Origin of the sequence: Paracoccus fistulariae (genome assembly GCF_028553785.1) — a bacterium.
Classification (GTDB): Bacteria; Pseudomonadota; Alphaproteobacteria; order Rhodobacterales; family Rhodobacteraceae; genus Paracoccus; species Paracoccus fistulariae.
This window is the reverse complement of record NZ_CP067136.1, coordinates 3,541,258-3,557,256: the sequence shown is the minus strand read 5'-3', so window position 1 is coordinate 3,557,256 and position 15,999 is coordinate 3,541,258. Positions and strand designations below refer to the sequence as shown.

The following is a 15,999-nucleotide window of genomic DNA, read 5'->3' as shown; positions in this document are numbered from 1 at the left end:
CATGGCCCTGTCGCGCGGCTCGGGGAACCGGTTCTCATCCAGCATATGGCCCGGCTATGTCGATGCCATGACCACCCTGCTGATGGTGCTGATGTTCGTGCTGACCATCTTCATGGTCGCCCAGGCGGTGCTGCGCGAACAGCTTGATACGCAGGATGACACCATCGCCGATCAGGGCCAGCAACTGTCGCAGCAGGAACAGCGCCTGCAGGATCTGGGCCAACAGATTTCCTCGCTTGGTCAGGCGCTAAGCGCGTCCCGGGACCGTGAAGCCGATCTGCAGGGCGACGTCGCGGCAGAGGCCGCCCGCGCCCGTGAGGCCGAAGCCGAGGCGCGAGACCGCGCCGCGCGCATCACCCGCCTGAACACCCAGTTGCAATCGACGCAAGAGGATCTGTCGCAGGCCCGCTCGCAACTGACCGATTTCGAGGCAGAGGTCGCGGCGCTGATGGCCGCGCGGGCGGCCGATCTGGTCAAGGCGACCTCGGAACGCGAGGATCTGCAGGCGCAGGTCACGGCCCAGCAGGACCGCGCCTCGGTCGCGGAACTGGCCGTGGCGGCGGCGCGTCAGGAAATCGATGCACAGCAGGAACAGGCCCGACTGGCCGCCGCCCGGCGCGAGGCGATGGAGGCGCTGATCGCCGATCTGCGCAGCCGCAACGAGGCGACCGAGGCGCGCAATACCGATCTGCAAGCGCAACTGACCGAAGCCGAGGCCGCGCGGCTGACCGATGCCGAAGCCGCCGCCCTGCTGCGCGAACGTCTGGAACGCGCCGATAGCGAACTGACCGCCATGACCCTGTCGCTGGAGGAAAGCCGCAAGCGCGCCGAGGAAACGCTGACCCTTCTGGCCGCCGCCGAAGCCGCGCGCGACGACGCCAGCGATCAGGCGGCGAAAAACCTGTCCGAGGCCCAGCGTCAGGCGATTTTGCTGCAACAGGCGAAAGCGGCCCTGGCTGATCAGGAAAACCTGTCCGATGAGGGTCAGCGTCGTGTCGCCTTGCTGAATGAGCAGGTCGCCTCGCTGACCGCGCGGCTGGGCAGCCTGCAGGCGCTGCTGGATGCGGCGGGCGACGAACAGGAACAGGCGGAATTGCGGGTCGAGGATCTGGGGCAGCAGCTGAATGCCGCCCTTCTGCGCGCAGCCGAGGAAAAGGACCGCCGTCTGGCGCTGGAAGAAGAGGCCCGCCTGAAAGCCGAGGAAGAGGCGCGCGATTTGGCGCGCTATCGTTCGGAATTCTTTGGCCGGTTGTCGCAGATCCTGCAGGGGCGTCAGGGCGTTCAGGTCGTCGGCGACCGCTTCGTCTTTCAGTCAGAGGTGCTGTTCGCCCCGGGCGAAGCCACGCTGTCCAGCGCGGGCCGCCGTGAAATCGCAGGTATCGCGGAACTGCTGGACGAGATTGCCGGTGACATCCCGCCCGAGATCGACTGGATCATCCGCGTTGACGGTCACACCGACAGCACGCCGCTGTCGGGCACCGGTCGGTATCGCGACAATTGGGAACTCAGCCAGGCCCGGGCGCTGGCGGTGGTGCGCTACATGACCGATGATCTGGGCTTCCCGGCCAACCGCGTCGCCGCGACCGGCTTTGCCGATACGCGGCCCGTGGATGTGGGGAACGACCCCGAGGCGCTGGCGCGCAACCGCCGGATCGAGTTGAAACTGACCGAGCGGTGATGCGCGCCGCGCATTTGCCGGTTTACAGCCGGTGGCTTCGTCTTTGATCCCGCGCCTTGGATGCGGCATAGCGCTCCTCAGCCTCCTTGCCGCTGGCATTCTCCTGAAAGCCGCGCAGCATCGAACGAAGCTGATCGGCAGCGTCCGAGAATTCCCTCACGATCCCAGAGGCTTGCCCGGCAACGCTGCGAAACCCCTGAAAGGCGCCGGTCAGCGATGCCGTGACCCCGTCCAGCCCCGATGACAGGCTGCTGGTGGTCTCATTCACCTCGCGGGCGAAATCCTTGCGCGGCTTGCGACGCCGCCGCGATGCCGAGGCGCGCAGCCGTGCGTCCTGATCCTCATCCGCGCGGGCACGGGCGCGCACGCGGCGGCGCATCGCCTCGCGCTCATCCTCGTCCAGCGCGGCAAAGCGCGGGGCGACATGGTTCTGCTGCGGGCGATAATCACGGGACCTCCGCCCGCGTTCCGGTTGATCATCGCTCATCGCATCGCCCAGCTTTCGCGCCGCGATCACAGCCGCTGCGGTCACGCCAGCCACACCAAGCGCGATGCCGCCCCACACGACGATCCTGCCCGCCAGCGACGGCTCATCACGCCCGGCCCTGGGGCCAGCGCCGTCAGAGGATGCGCGCTTTCGGAAATGATGGTCCATGTCGCTGATATGCCCCGGCGGGACGGGCCGCGTCCCAAAACGGGTCTGGCTGGCCCGGTCGGCCTCTGTCAACTGATAGATGTCGTGATCGCTGGTCATGGTGCTGTCTCCGAATACCGCGGATGTCTTGGCGATATAACCGAAATCGCGGTCGGAATGTTCCCGATTCCGCGCAAGCGTCACCGGAAAACTTGCCCCCGGGGCATCGGCCCGCTATGCCGCGCTCAACCGAAAGGAGCCTGCCATGATCCCCCGCTATTCCCGCCCCGACATGACCGCGATCTGGTCGCCTGAAACCAAGTTCCGCATCTGGTACGAGATCGAGGCCTATGCCTGCGATGCCCAGGCCGAACTGGGGGTGATCCCGAAAGAGAATGCCGAGGCCGTCTGGCGTGCCCGGGACGTGGAATTCGACGTCGCCCGCATCGATGAAATCGAGGCCGTCACCAAGCATGACGTGATCGCCTTCCTGACCCATCTGGCCGAACATATCGGCAGCGAAGAGGCCCGCTTTGTCCATCAGGGCATGACCAGCAGCGATGTTCTGGACACCACGCTGAATGTCCAGCTTGTCCGTGCCGCCGATATCCTGCTGGCCGATATGGACAAGCTGCTTGAGGCGCTGAAGCGCCGCGCTTACGAACACAAGGACACGGTCCGCATCGGCCGCAGCCATGGCATCCATGCCGAGCCGACGACGATGGGCCTGACCTTCGCCCGCTTCTATGCCGAGATGGCGCGCGGCAAGGCCCGCCTGCAGGCCGCCCGCGAAGAGGTCGCCACCGGCGCGATTTCCGGCGCGGTCGGGACATTCGCCAATATCGACCCCTATGTCGAAGACTATGTCTGTCAGAAAATGGGTCTGCGCCCGGAACCGATCAGCACGCAGGTCATTCCGCGCGACCGCCATGCGATGTTCTTTGCCACGCTGGGCGTCATTGCCAGCAGCATGGAAAACATCGCCATCGAGATCCGCCACATGCAGCGCACCGAGGTGCTGGAGGCCGAAGAATTCTTCAGCCCCGGCCAGAAGGGCTCTTCCGCGATGCCGCATAAGCGCAACCCGGTACTGACCGAAAACCTGACCGGCCTTGCGCGGCTGGTGCGCATGGCGGTGATCCCGGCGATGGAGAATGTCGCCCTGTGGCACGAGCGTGATATCAGCCATTCCTCGGTCGAGCGCGGCATCGCCCCGGATGCGACCATCACGCTGGATTTCGCGCTGAACCGTCTGGCGGGCGTGATCGACAAGCTGGTGATCTATCCCGACACCATGCTGAAGAACATGAACAAGTTCAAAGGTCTGGTGATGAGCCAGCGGGTCCTGCTGGCACTGACGCAGGCCGGCGTCTCGCGCGAGGATGCCTATCGCCTGGTGCAGCGAAACGCGATGAAGGTCTGGGAAGCGGGCAAGGATTTCAAAGAGGAATTGCTGGCCGATCCCGAAGTCACCGCCGCGCTGTCCGCCGATCAGATCGAGGAGAAATTCGATCTGGGCTATCACACCAAGCATGTGGATACGATCTTCAAACGCGTATTTGAATCAAATCCTCTGTAATCTTAAGGGCTTGCTAAGGTCCTGGTAACGGGATCTTAGCCATGACCTGCCAGATTGGCCGACAGGAATCAGGGTCAATCCGGGGGTTGTTATGCGGGCACAAGACGGGCTTAGTCGGCGCCAGAAGGCGGCGGTGATCGTGCGGTTGCTGCTGGATGATGAAGATGCGGCCAGCCTGTCGCGTCTGAACACCAACAGCCAGACGCTTGTTGCCGAAGCCATGGCCAGCATGGAAATCATCGACCGCCAGACCCGCGACGCCATCATCACCGAATTCTGCGACAATCTGGAAGCGGTCGGGCTGACCTTCCCCGGCGATCTGGATGGCACGCTGGCGATGCTGGGGGGCAAGCTGTCCGATGCCAGCGCCGATCACCTGCGCCGCATGGCTGCGGTATCGGGCCATGGCGACCCTTGGGCGCGCATTTCCGCGCTTCCGGCAGATGCCATCGAAAAACTGGCCAATTCCGAAGCGGTCGAGCTTGTGGCACTGATGCTGTCGAAACTGCCGGTCGAACGCGCATCCGAAGCCTTTGTCGCCCTGCCCCGCGACCGCGCCCGCGCCGTTGCGGCGGCCATGTCCATGACCTCGGGTGTCAGCCAGCAGGCCTTGCAGCGCGTCGGCCTGATCCTGCTGCAGGCTGCGGAATCGGTTCCGAAACCGGCGATCTCGACCCCGGCGGCGGAACGCGTGGGGGCGCTTCTGAATTTCGCGACCGCCGATCTGCGCGATGACGTTCTGGGCGCATTGGAGGAACAGGATCAGGGCTTTGCAGGCGGCGTGCGCAAGGCGATCTTCATCTTCGCCCATATCCCCACCCGGATCGAGCCAAAGGATATCCCGCGCGTCACGCGGCAGGTCGATCAGGCCGTTCTGGTCCGCGCCCTGGCCGCCACCGCGCCCGAAGATATCGAAACCGCCAATTTCATCCTGGATAACCTGTCGCAGCGCATGGCCGAAGGGCTGCGTGAGGAACGCGATACACTGGGCAAGCTGCGCGCACGCGATATCGAGGATGCGATGAACGAGGTGGTCGCCGCGATTCGCAAGATGACCGACTCGGGCGAGCTGACGCTGATCCAGCCGCTTGACGAGGAAGAAGACTGATCCCGCCCCCGTGACGCTTGCGCCGAACGGTCCAACGCAGGATAAGCACAGCAGGAGCCTGCCATGACCAATTCCATCGCGATTTGCCTGTTTCTGCTGATCCTGACGATCTTTGCGGTCGATTTTCTTTTCCTGCAGGACGATCTGCCGGTTCTGGTCGGCAAGGGTCTGGATAATTTCATCGAATATGTCAGTTTCTGGCGCTGATCCCGGCAGCATCCTTTTGTCGGCGTTTGCATCGCCTTTCCGCACGCGATAGAGGGAAGCGACGTCATTTGGACAGGAGAGAGATCCATGGCTGTGAAAGTTGCCATCAACGGCTTTGGCCGCATCGGTCGTAACGTTCTGCGCGCAATCATTGAATCCGGCCGCAACGACATTGAGGTCGTCGCCATCAACGATCTGGGCCCGGTGGAAACCAATGCGCATCTGCTGCGCTACGATTCGGTTCACGGTCGTTTCCCGGCCGAGGTGAAGGTCGACGGCGACAGCATCGATGTCGGTCGCGGCCCGATCAAGGTGACCGCCATCCGCAACCCGGCAGACCTGCCCTGGGGCGATATCGACGTCATCATGGAATGCACCGGCATCTTCACCTCGAAGGAAAAGGTGCAGCCGCATCTGTCGACCGGCGCCAAGCGCGTGCTGATCTCGGCCCCGGCTGAAAATGCCGACAAGACCATCGTTTTCGGCGTGAATGACGATCAGCTGACCAAGGACGATGTCGTCGTCTCGAACGCAAGCTGCACCACCAACTGCCTGTCGCCCGTGGCCAAGGTGCTGAACGACGCGATCGGCATCGACCGCGGCTTCATGACCACGATCCACAGCTATACCGGCGATCAGCCGACGCTGGACACGATGCACAAGGATCTGTATCGCGCCCGCGCCGCCGCCCTGTCGATGATCCCGACCTCGACCGGCGCCGCCAAGGCCGTGGGTCTGGTGCTTCCGGAACTGAAGGGCAAGCTGGACGGCGTCGCGATCCGCGTGCCGACCCCGAATGTCTCTGTCGTCGATCTGGTTTTCGAAGCAGGCAAGGACACCTCGGTCGAAGAGATCAACAACGCCATCAAAGCCGCCGCCGATGGTCCGCTGAAGGGCGTTCTGGGCTATACCGATGAGCCGCTGGTCTCGTCGGATTTCAACCACGACCCGCACAGCTCTATCTTCCATCTGGATCAGACCAAGGTGATGGAGGGCCGCCTGTGCCGCATCCTGACCTGGTATGACAATGAATGGGGCTTCTCGAACCGGATGGCGGATACCGCCGTCGCGATGGGCAAGCTGATCTGAGATCATCGCCTTAAGCATTGAAAAAGCGGCGGATTTTCCCGCCGCTTTTTTCATGTGTTGGCCTCATCGGATGGCGATGCGCCAAGGTAATTGAAGTCAAGATCCCGTAAGGGGGTCGGATCACCGGCGCTTGGTCAGGCGGCGGGAATTGGCGCGGGTGCGCTTGCCATAGGGGCGCAGCGCGGCCGAGATCATCCGGTCGGCGCTGTCACCGCGCCCGGCGGACAGCGCCATGGCGTAAAGCGATTCAGAGGCGGCGGCCTGTTTTTCGGCCACCATGCGAAAGGGCTCACCCGGGGATTGCGCGATCATCCCCATCATTCCGGCGACGCGAAGCCCGATCACCATTTGCGATTCAATTGCAAGCCGGGTCACTTGTGCCCACAGGCGGACAGGGTTGGCCGGCGAGCCGTATTTTCCAACAGGATACATCAGCGAATCGTCCCTCAGACGGCATATGTTATAAATTAATCGTTTGGCCAATGTGGGGCCCGACGCTGATTAGCGCAAGTCACACTTTCCGACAGGGTTGACGAATCCCTGACTGACGGCTTTGAAACGCCAACATGCCGTGTATAGAGGCAACCATGACCGACAGCATCACCCTTTGCCGCCCGGACGACTGGCATCTGCATCTGCGCGATGGCGCCATGCTGGCCGCCGTGGCCCCGCATTCCGCCGGTTTTGGCCGCGCGATCATCATGCCAAATCTGGTTCCCCCCGTCGTGACAGGCGCGCAGGCCGCCGCCTATCGCGACCGGATCATGGCGGCGCTGCCCCCGGGTGCCGCGCTGCAGCCGCAGATGACGCTTTATCTGACCGACACCACCGATCCGGCGGATGTCGTCGCGGCCTATCGCGATGGCATCATCCGCGCCGTCAAGCTGTATCCGGCCGGGGCGACGACCAATTCGGCCAGCGGCGTCACCGATATCGACAAGGTCCGTCCGGTGCTGGAGGCGATGGCAGAGGCCGGGATCACCCTCTGCGTTCACGGCGAAGTGACCGATCCCGCCGTCGATATCTTCGACCGCGAAGCCGTGTTCATCGACCGCGTGCTGGATCCGATCCGCCGCGCGGTTCCGGGTCTGCGGGTGGTGATGGAGCACATCACCACTGCCGATGGCGTGGCCTATGCCCGCAGCGGCGGCGATGATCTGGCCGCGACGATTACCACCCATCACCTGGTCATCAACCGCAACGCCATCCTGGCGGGCGGCATCCGTCCGCATTATTATTGCCTGCCCGTGGCCAAGCGCGAAAACCACCGCCTTGCCCTGCGCGACGCCGCGACCAGCGGCGAGGCGCGCTTTTTCCTGGGCACCGACAGCGCGCCGCATCCCGACAGCGCCAAGCTGCAACCCTGCGGCTGCGCAGGCTGTTTTACCGCCCCGAATACGATGTCGATTCTGGCCCATGTCTTTGAGCAGGAAGGCGCGCTGGACCGGTTGGAGGCCTTTGCCAGCCTCAATGGCGCCGCCTTCTATGGCCTGCCGCCGGCAGAAGATCGCATTCGCCTGATCCGCCGCGACAGGCCCGCCGAATATCCGACCTCGATCACGGCCGGGGATGAGACGGTGACCGTCTTCGATCCCGGCTTCCCGCTTTACTGGCATCTGGAGACCGCATGAGCCTGCCCTACCCCACCCGCGAAGAAATTGCCCGGCTGACGGCGCGGATGCTGCTGGAAATCAAGGCGGTTGATTTCAATGCCGAAACGCCCTTCACCTATGCCTCGGGTCTGAAAGGTCCGACCTATGTGGATTGCCGCCGGATCATCAGCTTTCCGCGCGTGCGTCAGACGCTGATGGATTTTCTGGCCGCGACCGTCCAACGCAATGTCGGCTTCGATGCCTTCGACAATGTCGCGGGCGGCGAAACGGCGGGTATCCCCTTTGGCGCGATGGTGGCCGAACGGCTGAGCCTGCCGATGACCTATGTGCGCAAGAAGCCCAAGGGCTATGGCCGCAATGCCCGGATCGAGGGCGTGATGACCGAAGGCCAGCGCGTGCTACTGGTCGAGGATCTGACCACCGATGGCGGCAGCAAGCTGTCTTTCGTGGATGCGATCCGCGAGACCGGCGCGAGTTGCGCCCATACGGCGGTGATCTTCTATTACGGCATCTTCCCCGAAACCACGCAGAAGCTGGCCGATCATGGCGTCAACCTGCATTTCCTCTGCACCTGGTGGGATGTGCTGGAAGAGGCGCGGCGGCAGGAAGCCTTTGACGAAAGCACGCTGAACGAGGTTCAGACCTTCCTCAGCAATCCGCGTGCATGGCAGGCGGCCAATAGCTGATCTTGTGGGTTATCCACAGGCTATCCACAGAATGATGCACCGATATCCGGCCGCGCGGCATTTCGCGCGGCCTGCTTCTGGGCTAGACTGACACGACAGGCAACAAGGGACATGACGATAATGAGCGGATTGCGTGTAATCGTTCCGGGTCAGGAAGGCACGGATGAGGAAAAGGCCGCGATCCCCTTTTCGCTGGAAGCCGAGCAGCAATTGCTGGGCGCGCTGCTGACGAATAACGACGTCTTTGACCGCGTCAGCCAGATCATCAAGCCCGAACATTTCTACCATCCCGTCCACGCCCGCATCTATGACATCTGCGCCGAGCGGATTCGCAAGAACGCACTGGCCAGCCCGGTCACGATCAAGGCCTTTCTGGAAAATGACGAGGGCCTGAAAGAACTGGGCGGCGCCCCCTATCTGGCCCGCATGGCCAGCGCCGCGATCTCGGCCTATGCGGCGCGCGACTATGCCCAGATGATCCGCGAATTCGCTCTGCGCCGGGAACTGATGCAACTGGGTCAGGATATCGCCGCCCGCGCCTCGACCCATGAGGTTGGCGACGATGCCGAAGAACAGATCAAGGCCGCCGAGCAGACCCTGTACAAGCTGGGCGAACAGGGCGTGGCCGAACGCGGGTTCCAGAGCTTTCTGAAAGCCGTGACCGGCGCGGTGCAGGCCGCCAATGCCGCCTATCAGCGCGATGGCAAGCTGTCGGGGATCTCGACCGGGCTGATCGATCTGGATGGCAAGATGGGCGGGCTGAACAATTCCGACCTGATCATCCTTGCGGGGCGCCCCTCGATGGGGAAAACCTCGCTGGCCACGAATATCGCCTTCAACATCGCCAAGGCGCATAAGATGGGCGAAAAGGCGGATGGCACCCATGGCACGGTGGAAGGCGGCGTTGTCGGCTTTTTCAGCCTGGAAATGTCGGCCGAACAGCTTGCCGCCCGGATCCTGTCCGAAGCCGCCGAGGTGCCGTCCGAGCGCATCCGCAGCGGCAATATGGATGAGGCCGAATTCCGCCGTTTCGTCGAAGCCGCCCATGCCTTGCAGAACTGCCCGCTTTATATCGACGACACCCCCGCCCTGCCCATCAACCAGCTTGCCGCCCGCGCCCGCAAGCTGAAGCGGACACATGGTCTGGATGTGCTGATGGTGGACTATCTGCAGCTTCTGAAAGCGGCCTCGGCCAAGGATAGCCGCGTCAATGAGGTCAGTGAGATCACGCAGGGTCTGAAGGCTGTCGCCAAAGAGCTGAACATCCCGGTGATCGCGCTGTCGCAGCTGTCGCGTCAGGTCGAAAACCGCGAGGATAAGCGCCCCCAGCTTTCGGATCTGCGGGAATCCGGCAGTATCGAACAGGACGCCGATATCGTGATGTTCGTGTTCCGAGAGGAATATTACAAGGAACGCGAAAAACCCTCGGACAGCGATCTGGATGCGATGGCGAAATGGCAGCAGATCATGGAGCAGGTGCATGGCAAGGCCGAGGTGATCCTGGGCAAGCAGCGCCACGGCCCCATCGGCACGGTCGAACTGGCTTTCGAGGGGCAGTTCACCCGCTTTGGCAATCTGGCCAAGGACCGGCAGACTCAATGGGACTGAACCGAAGGGGCGGCCGCCGATGACAGCGGCCAGATCGGCACCTCATATCCTGACGCTTGTGGCCCTGTCGGGCATCGCGGCGCTGTCGATGAATGTCTTTCTGCCCTCGCTGCCCGGCATGGCCCGGTATTTCGGCGTCGATTACGCGGTGATGCAGCTGTCCGTATCGGCCTATATCGGCGCAACGGCGCTGCTGCAGCTTGTGGCGGGACCGATCAGCGACCGCTATGGCCGCCGCCCGGTGGTTCTGGGCGGGCTGGTCATCTTTATCGCGGCAACCATTGGCACGCTTCTGGCCCAGACGATTGCGGGCTTCATGTTCTTTCGCCTGCTGCAATCGGTCATTGCCGTCTGCCTGCTGGTGCCGCGCGCGGTGATCCGGGATCAATATGAAGGGGCCGAGGCGGCCTCGATGATCGGTTACGTGACCATGGGAATGGCCGTGGTGCCCATGATCGCGCCGGTAATCGGCGGCTTTCTGGACGAAAGCTTCGGCTGGCAGGCGAATTTCGCGGCCATGGGCTTCATCGCCTTTCTGGTGATGTTGCTGGCCTGGTGGGATCTGGGCGAGACGGTTCGCGATGGCGGCCTTTCGATACAGCAGCAGATCGCGAATTATCCCATGCTGGCGCGATCCGTGCGTTTCTGGGGCTATTGCGCCGCGGCAACCTTCAGCTCGGGCTGCTTTTTCGCCTATCTTGGCGGGGCGCCCTTTGTCGGCCTGAACGTTTTTCAAATGACCCCGGCCGAGGTCGGCTATTATTTCATGGCGCCCTCGATCGGCTATCTGACGGGGAATTTCCTGTCCGGCCGGTTTGCGCGCAGCATTGGCATCAACCGGATGATCCTGCTGGGCGCCGTCCTCTGCGCGGTGGCGCTTGCCTTCTCGCTGGTCTGCGATCTGGCCGGGTTGATCAGCCCTTGGACGTTCTTCGGGGCAATTGTCTTCATGGGGATGGGCAATGGCATGGTCCTGCCCAATGCCAATGCCGGGATGATGAATGTGCGGCCGGAACTGGCGGGAACGGCCAGCGGTCTGGGCGGCGCGCTGACCGTGGCGGGCGGTGCGATCCTGTCGGCCCTTGCCGGCGCATTGCTGACCCCGGGTTCGGGGGCGACGCCGCTGCTGGTGATCATGTGCGCCTCGGCCCTGGGCAGCCTGATCGCGATCCTCTGGGTGTTTCGCCGGGAACGGCAACTGGCGCGCAGGCGGTAAAATCACGGGCGAAACCGGATCTTAACCAATCCGCGCCAATCTGCTGGCATGAGCCAGGATTGCACAGGATTTCCGGGGCCCATCCCCGTCAGCCAGCTTGCCTTGCGCCATTTGCAAAGGCTATGGGCTATTTTGCAAAATACATGGGGCAGCAAAATGGCCACGCAAAAGATCTATGCCGGAACGTCGCTGCGCGAAACCCGCGCGCGCAGCGGATTGACACAGCGCCATTTTGCCGAGCGGCTGGGGATCTCACTGCCCTATCTGTCGCAGATGGAAAACAATCACCGCCCCATCTCTGCGGGGGTGCTGCTGCGGCTGGCGCAGGAATTCGGCGTCGACCTGACCACGCTGTCAGCAGGCGATGCCGAGCGGATGGTCATCGACATGCAGGAGGCGCTGGCAGATCCGGTCTTTGACACCACCCCGCCGCTGGCCGATCTGCGGCTGGCTGCCAGCAATGCGCCGGTTCTGGCGCGGGCTTTTCTGGACCTCTACCGGCTGCACCGTCAAAGCCAGGAACGGCTGGCAGCTCTGGATGAGGCAATCGGCGCGGCTGGCCAGAACAGCAGTTCGACCCCCTGGGAAGAGGTGCGGGATTTCTTCCACTATTGCGACAATTACATTGATGCCGTCGACCGCGCGGCGGAACGGTTTGCCTGCCCGGGCGGCACGCGCGCGGATCCGCGCGCGCTGGCCATCGAAACGCTTGGGCAAAGCGGCATTTCCGTCAAAGAGGTGGAACTGCCCGCGACCGCCGTCTTTCACCGCGATGGCAACCTGCTGCAGGTGAATGCCGCCGCCGAACGCGCCACGCAGGTCTTTCAGCTTCTGCATCTGGTGGCGCTGGAAAAGCAGCATGACCTGTTAGAGGCGACGCTGGATCTGGCCCGTTTCCGCAGCCCGACCGCGCGAGAGATCGCCCGTGTGGGGCTGGCCAATTACTTTGCGGGCGCCGCCCTGATGCCCTATCGCCCCTTCATTGCCGCCGCCCAGACCGAACGCCACGATCTGGAGCGTCTGTCGCATCTCTTTGGCGCCTCTCTGGAACAGGTGGCCCATCGCCTGTCGACCTTGCAGCGGCCGGGCATGAAGGGCGTGCCGTTCTTTTTCGTGCGCGTCGATCAGGCCGGGACCATCACCAAGCGCCATTCGGCCGCGCGGCTGCAATTCGCGCGTTTCGGCGGTGCCTGCCCGCTGTGGAACGTCCATCAGGCGTTCGAGCAGCCCGGACGTTTCCTCAGGCAGCTGGCCGAGACGCCCGACGGGGTGCGCTATCTGCTGCTGTCGCGCGATGTGTCGAAACATGCAGGCGCCTTCAACGCGCCGGTTCGCCGCTTTGCCATCGGCCTGGGATGCGAGATCGGATTTGCCGATCACCTTGTCTATGCCGATGGTCTGGACCTGTCGCGCCCCAGCATGTTCGAGCCGATCGGAATCTCGTGCCGAATCTGCCCGCGCCCGGCCTGCCACCAGCGATCGGTGCCGCCAATCGACCGACCATTACGCATCCCATCCGACCGAAATGGGCCTCTCCCCTATGAAATTTCATGATTCCTACAGATCAGATCCGCGATATTCGGCGAGTTTTCGCCCAAAGGGGCAGGTATCCGCCCATCTTAGGAAGCTAAGGCAACTGGCTTGTTGCCAAGAAGGCACAGGTCTTGTTTACCGCCAGTCTGATGGAACCAGATCGTCCCGGTATCGCAGCAAGGGGCGCAATATCAGGGGACGTGCCTTGCCGAAACTCATGAGCCGACTGAACGCCTCGCTGGAAAGATTCCTGCCCGAGAAACGACTTTTCCTGCGCTCAGAAGACGCCACGCGCTTTGTCCGCCTGACGCCCACGACGCAGATGGTCGGGATCAGCGGCCTGGCGGCGGTCTTTGGCTGGACGCTGGTGGCAAGCTCGATCCTGGCGATTGACGCGATCAGTTCGGGCACCTCGCGCGATCAGATGCTGCGCACGCAGGCGGCCTTCGAAGAGCGGCTGAACCAGCTGTCGGAAGAGCGGGACGCACGTGCCGCCGAAGCCGTCGCCGCGCAGAACCGCTTTGCCGTCGCGCTGGAGCAGGTGTCGCAGATGCAGTCCAGGCTGCTGGCCTCGGAGGAGGGTCGGCGCGAATTGGAAACCGGGCTGGGCGTGGTCCAGTCCACCCTGCGCGATGCCATCACCGAACGCGACGACGCACAGCGCATTGCCGCCACTGCCGCAGAAGGAAATGAGGCCATCGTTTCCGCCGCCCGTGACGAGGAATTCTCGACCGCGCTGGACATCCTGTCCGGAGAGCTTCGTCAGGCCGCGTCAGAACGCGCAAGCGCCGTCCAGCAGGCCGAAGAGGCCCAGCGTGCCGCCAATGACATGGCTGTCGAGCGCGACCAGATCCTGGCGCGTAACGATGAAATCCTGACGCAGCTGGAAAATGCCGTCACGGTCTCGGTCAAGCCGCTGGATGATGTCTTCCGCTCGGTCGGCATGGACCCGGATGATGTTCTGGCCACGATCCGCAGCGGTTATTCCGGTCAGGGCGGCCCGCTGACGCCGGTGTCACGCTCGACCCGCGGCGATGCCGCGCTGTCGCGGGGCGAGACGAAGGCGAACCAGATCATCGTCACGCTGGACCAGATGAACACCTATCGCATTGCGATGGAAAAGCTGCCTATGGTCATGCCGGTGCGCGACTCTTTCCGTCTCAGTTCCAATTTCGGGCGTCGCTGGGGTCGCCGCCATGAAGGCATGGACATGGCCGCCCCGACCGGCACGCCGGTCTATGCCCCGGGCGATGGCGTTGTGACCCATGCCAGCCGTCAGGGCGCCTATGGCAATCTGATCAAGATCCAGCACGAATTGGGCACCGAAACCCGCTTCGGCCACCTGTCGCGTATTCGCGTAAAAGTGGGACAAAGGGTGTCGCAAGGCGACCTGATTGGTGATATTGGCAATACTGGGCGCTCGACCGGACCGCATCTGCATTATGAAGTGCGCATGAACGGTCGGGCCGTAGATCCGATGAGCTTCATCAAGGCAGCAGAAAATGTTTTCTAAGACTCGAGTGACCGAAAACCGTCCCCAGCAAGGTTCCGCACCTGCGGAACCTGCCGAATCGACCCCGGCCCCGACCGCAGCCGAGCGCACGCCCGAGGCGCCCTCTGCACCGCGCAGCCGCACGGCCCCTTCGGTCCTGTCATCGGACCTGACGGTCACGGGCAATATCCGCACCCAGGGCGATATCCAGATCGAGGGCAATGTCGAAGGCGATGTCCGCGCGCATCAGCTGACGGTCGGCGAAAGCGCCACCATCAAGGGTGAGATCGTCGGCGATGACGTCGTGGTCCATGGCCGCGTCATCGGTCGCGTGCGCGGGTTGAAGCTGCGCCTGTCGGCCACCGCGCGTGTCGAAGGCGATATCATCCACAAGACCATCGCGATCGAATCGGGCGCCCATTTCGAAGGCTCGGTCCAGCGTCAGGAAGATCCGCTGTCCAATGGCGGCACCAAGAAGCTGGCCCCGCCAAGCGCCAGCTGATCCGGCTGATACATCCTCCGATTCTGATGGCCCGCAGCATTGTTGCGGGCTTTCTGCTGTCCGACCCACCGCGTTGTCCAATAATCCGGGGGCACAGCATCCTCTAACTAAAGAAAATCGCGAAGGCCAACTTCCCTTACGATACGCGTGATGACACGAATGGCTGGCACATACCGTGCCGCAGATGGGAGGGATGCAGATGAAACTGGTTCGTTATGGCTCTGTCGGGCAGGAAAAGCCGGGTGTTCTGGACAGCGATGGCCGGGTTCGCGATCTCAGCGCGCATTGCGATGATATCGGCGGAGAGACCCTGACGCCGCGCGGGCTGGAGGCTTTGCGCAAGATCGACATCTCCTCGCTGCCACTCATCGACGGCATCGCGCAAAAGGATCTGCGTCTGGGCGCCTGTGTGGGCGGTGTCGACAAGTTTCTGGCGATTGGCCTGAACTATGCCGACCACGCCGCCGAATCGGGGATGGATGTGCCCACAGAACCGGTCGTCTTCACGAAATGGACCAACTGCATTGCCGGGCCGGACGACGATCTGCACCTGCCCCCGGGCTCTGAGGCAAGCGATTGGGAGGTGGAACTGGGCATTGTCATTGGCAGCAGGGCCAAGAATATCAGCGAATCGGACGCGCTCGACCATATCGCGGGCTATTGCCTTGTGAACGATATCAGCGAGCGTGACTGGCAGTTGAAGCGCGGCGGCACATGGGACAAGGGCAAGGGCTATGACGGTTTCGGCCCGATTGGCCCCTGGCTGGTGACTGCTGACGAGATTGCCGATCCGCGCGCCCTGAAGATGTGGCTGGAGGTCGATGGCCACCGCTATCAGGACGGCAGCACCGCGACGATGGTCTTTGGCCCGGCCGAGATCGTGTCCTACTGTTCCCGGTTCACGACGCTGCAGCCCGGCGATCTGATCACCACCGGCACCCCGCCCGGTGTCGGCATGGCGCAAAAACCGCCGGCCTATCTGCGCGATGGTCAGGTGATGCGGCTGGGCATCGAGGGGCTTGGCGAACAGACGCAGCGCGTGATCGGGGGCTAG

At 63.1% G+C, this 15,999-nt stretch carries 15 protein-coding genes; 13 read left to right on the top strand and 2 right to left on the bottom strand.

What is annotated here, in order from left to right:
* Position 1 precedes the first annotated feature (1 nt).
* Positions 2–1,678, top strand: coding sequence for a peptidoglycan -binding protein (locus tag JHX87_RS17555; protein WP_271883501.1), 1,677 nt, complete (start codon positions 2–4; stop codon positions 1,676–1,678).
* A 22-nt stretch (positions 1,679–1,700) separates the two neighbouring features.
* On the opposite strand, the gene JHX87_RS17550 is transcribed toward JHX87_RS17555, so the two are convergent.
* Positions 1,701–2,432, bottom strand: a complete 732-nt coding sequence (locus JHX87_RS17550) for a hypothetical protein (RefSeq protein ID WP_271883502.1) — start codon at positions 2,430–2,432, stop codon at positions 1,701–1,703.
* A gap of 145 nt (positions 2,433–2,577) precedes the next feature.
* Here JHX87_RS17550 and purB point away from each other — a divergent pair, with 145 nt between their 5' ends.
* The 4 genes from purB (at position 2,578) to gap (ending at position 6,295) form a co-directional block, all read left to right on the top strand.
* Positions 2,578–3,891, top strand: a complete 1,314-nt coding sequence (gene purB / locus JHX87_RS17545) for an adenylosuccinate lyase (RefSeq protein WP_271883503.1) — start codon at positions 2,578–2,580, stop codon at positions 3,889–3,891.
* Between the two features lie 91 nt (positions 3,892–3,982).
* Complete coding sequence (locus tag JHX87_RS17540) at positions 3,983–4,999, top strand: FliG C-terminal domain-containing protein (RefSeq protein WP_271883504.1); 1,017 nt, start codon at positions 3,983–3,985, stop codon at positions 4,997–4,999.
* A 63-nt stretch (positions 5,000–5,062) separates the two neighbouring features.
* A complete protein-coding gene (locus tag JHX87_RS17535) occupies positions 5,063–5,206 on the top strand; it encodes a hypothetical protein (RefSeq protein WP_271883505.1) in 144 nt (47 codons plus the stop codon).
* An 87-nt stretch (positions 5,207–5,293) separates the two neighbouring features.
* A complete protein-coding gene (gene gap, locus JHX87_RS17530) occupies positions 5,294–6,295 on the top strand; it encodes a type I glyceraldehyde-3-phosphate dehydrogenase (protein ID WP_271883506.1) in 1,002 nt (333 codons plus the stop codon).
* Positions 6,296–6,415: 120 nt separating this feature from the next.
* Here the strand turns inward: gap and JHX87_RS17525 are convergent, their stop codons facing one another.
* A complete protein-coding gene (locus JHX87_RS17525; protein ID WP_271883507.1) occupies positions 6,416–6,643 on the bottom strand; it encodes an antibiotic ABC transporter in 228 nt (75 codons plus the stop codon).
* Between the two features lie 239 nt (positions 6,644–6,882).
* On the opposite strand from JHX87_RS17525, the gene pyrC reads away from it, so the two are divergent.
* The 8 genes from pyrC (at position 6,883) to JHX87_RS17485 (ending at position 15,999) form a co-directional block, all read left to right on the top strand.
* Positions 6,883–7,926, top strand: coding sequence for a dihydroorotase (gene pyrC, locus JHX87_RS17520; RefSeq protein WP_271883508.1), 1,044 nt, complete (start codon positions 6,883–6,885; stop codon positions 7,924–7,926).
* On the top strand, positions 7,923–8,594 hold the full coding sequence (locus JHX87_RS17515) for an orotate phosphoribosyltransferase (RefSeq protein ID WP_271883509.1): 672 nt from the start codon (positions 7,923–7,925) through the stop codon (positions 8,592–8,594). The genes pyrC and JHX87_RS17515 overlap by 4 nt, the downstream gene beginning before the upstream one ends.
* A gap of 120 nt (positions 8,595–8,714) precedes the next feature.
* On the top strand, positions 8,715–10,202 hold the full coding sequence (locus JHX87_RS17510; RefSeq protein WP_271883510.1) for a replicative DNA helicase: 1,488 nt from the start codon (positions 8,715–8,717) through the stop codon (positions 10,200–10,202).
* Positions 10,203–10,221: 19 nt separating this feature from the next.
* Positions 10,222–11,418, top strand: coding sequence for a multidrug effflux MFS transporter (locus JHX87_RS17505; RefSeq protein WP_271883511.1), 1,197 nt, complete (start codon positions 10,222–10,224; stop codon positions 11,416–11,418).
* A 156-nt stretch (positions 11,419–11,574) separates the two neighbouring features.
* Positions 11,575–12,972, top strand: coding sequence for a helix-turn-helix domain-containing protein (locus tag JHX87_RS17500; RefSeq protein WP_271883512.1), 1,398 nt, complete (start codon positions 11,575–11,577; stop codon positions 12,970–12,972).
* Between the two features lie 196 nt (positions 12,973–13,168).
* Complete coding sequence (locus JHX87_RS17495) at positions 13,169–14,464, top strand: M23 family metallopeptidase (protein WP_271883513.1); 1,296 nt, start codon at positions 13,169–13,171, stop codon at positions 14,462–14,464.
* A complete protein-coding gene (locus JHX87_RS17490) occupies positions 14,454–14,945 on the top strand; it encodes a bactofilin family protein (RefSeq protein WP_271883514.1) in 492 nt (163 codons plus the stop codon). Before JHX87_RS17495 ends, JHX87_RS17490 begins: the two co-directional genes overlap by 11 nt.
* A 199-nt stretch (positions 14,946–15,144) precedes the next feature.
* Complete coding sequence (locus JHX87_RS17485) at positions 15,145–15,999, top strand: fumarylacetoacetate hydrolase family protein (protein WP_271883515.1); 855 nt, start codon at positions 15,145–15,147, stop codon at positions 15,997–15,999.

What these genes read in the sequence shown, in the direction of transcription:
- JHX87_RS17555 (WP_271883501.1), top strand. Translation starts at nt 2, where the DNA reads ATGGCCCTGTCGCGCGGCTCGGGGAACCGGTTCTCATCCAGCATATGG.
- JHX87_RS17550 (WP_271883502.1), bottom strand. Translation starts at nt 2,432, where the DNA reads ATGACCAGCGATCACGACATCTATCAGTTGACAGAGGCCGACCGGGCC.
- purB (WP_271883503.1), top strand. Translation starts at nt 2,578, where the DNA reads ATGATCCCCCGCTATTCCCGCCCCGACATGACCGCGATCTGGTCGCCT.
- JHX87_RS17540 (WP_271883504.1), top strand. Translation starts at nt 3,983, where the DNA reads ATGCGGGCACAAGACGGGCTTAGTCGGCGCCAGAAGGCGGCGGTGATC.
- JHX87_RS17535 (WP_271883505.1), top strand. Translation starts at nt 5,063, where the DNA reads ATGACCAATTCCATCGCGATTTGCCTGTTTCTGCTGATCCTGACGATC.
- gap (WP_271883506.1), top strand. Translation starts at nt 5,294, where the DNA reads ATGGCTGTGAAAGTTGCCATCAACGGCTTTGGCCGCATCGGTCGTAAC.
- JHX87_RS17525 (WP_271883507.1), bottom strand. Translation starts at nt 6,643, where the DNA reads ATGGTGATCGGGCTTCGCGTCGCCGGAATGATGGGGATGATCGCGCAA.
- pyrC (WP_271883508.1), top strand. Translation starts at nt 6,883, where the DNA reads ATGACCGACAGCATCACCCTTTGCCGCCCGGACGACTGGCATCTGCAT.
- JHX87_RS17515 (WP_271883509.1), top strand. Translation starts at nt 7,923, where the DNA reads ATGAGCCTGCCCTACCCCACCCGCGAAGAAATTGCCCGGCTGACGGCG.
- JHX87_RS17510 (WP_271883510.1), top strand. Translation starts at nt 8,715, where the DNA reads ATGAGCGGATTGCGTGTAATCGTTCCGGGTCAGGAAGGCACGGATGAG.
- JHX87_RS17505 (WP_271883511.1), top strand. Translation starts at nt 10,222, where the DNA reads ATGACAGCGGCCAGATCGGCACCTCATATCCTGACGCTTGTGGCCCTG.
- JHX87_RS17500 (WP_271883512.1), top strand. Translation starts at nt 11,575, where the DNA reads ATGGCCACGCAAAAGATCTATGCCGGAACGTCGCTGCGCGAAACCCGC.
- JHX87_RS17495 (WP_271883513.1), top strand. Translation starts at nt 13,169, where the DNA reads ATGAGCCGACTGAACGCCTCGCTGGAAAGATTCCTGCCCGAGAAACGA.
- JHX87_RS17490 (WP_271883514.1), top strand. Translation starts at nt 14,454, where the DNA reads ATGTTTTCTAAGACTCGAGTGACCGAAAACCGTCCCCAGCAAGGTTCC.
- JHX87_RS17485 (WP_271883515.1), top strand. Translation starts at nt 15,145, where the DNA reads ATGAAACTGGTTCGTTATGGCTCTGTCGGGCAGGAAAAGCCGGGTGTT.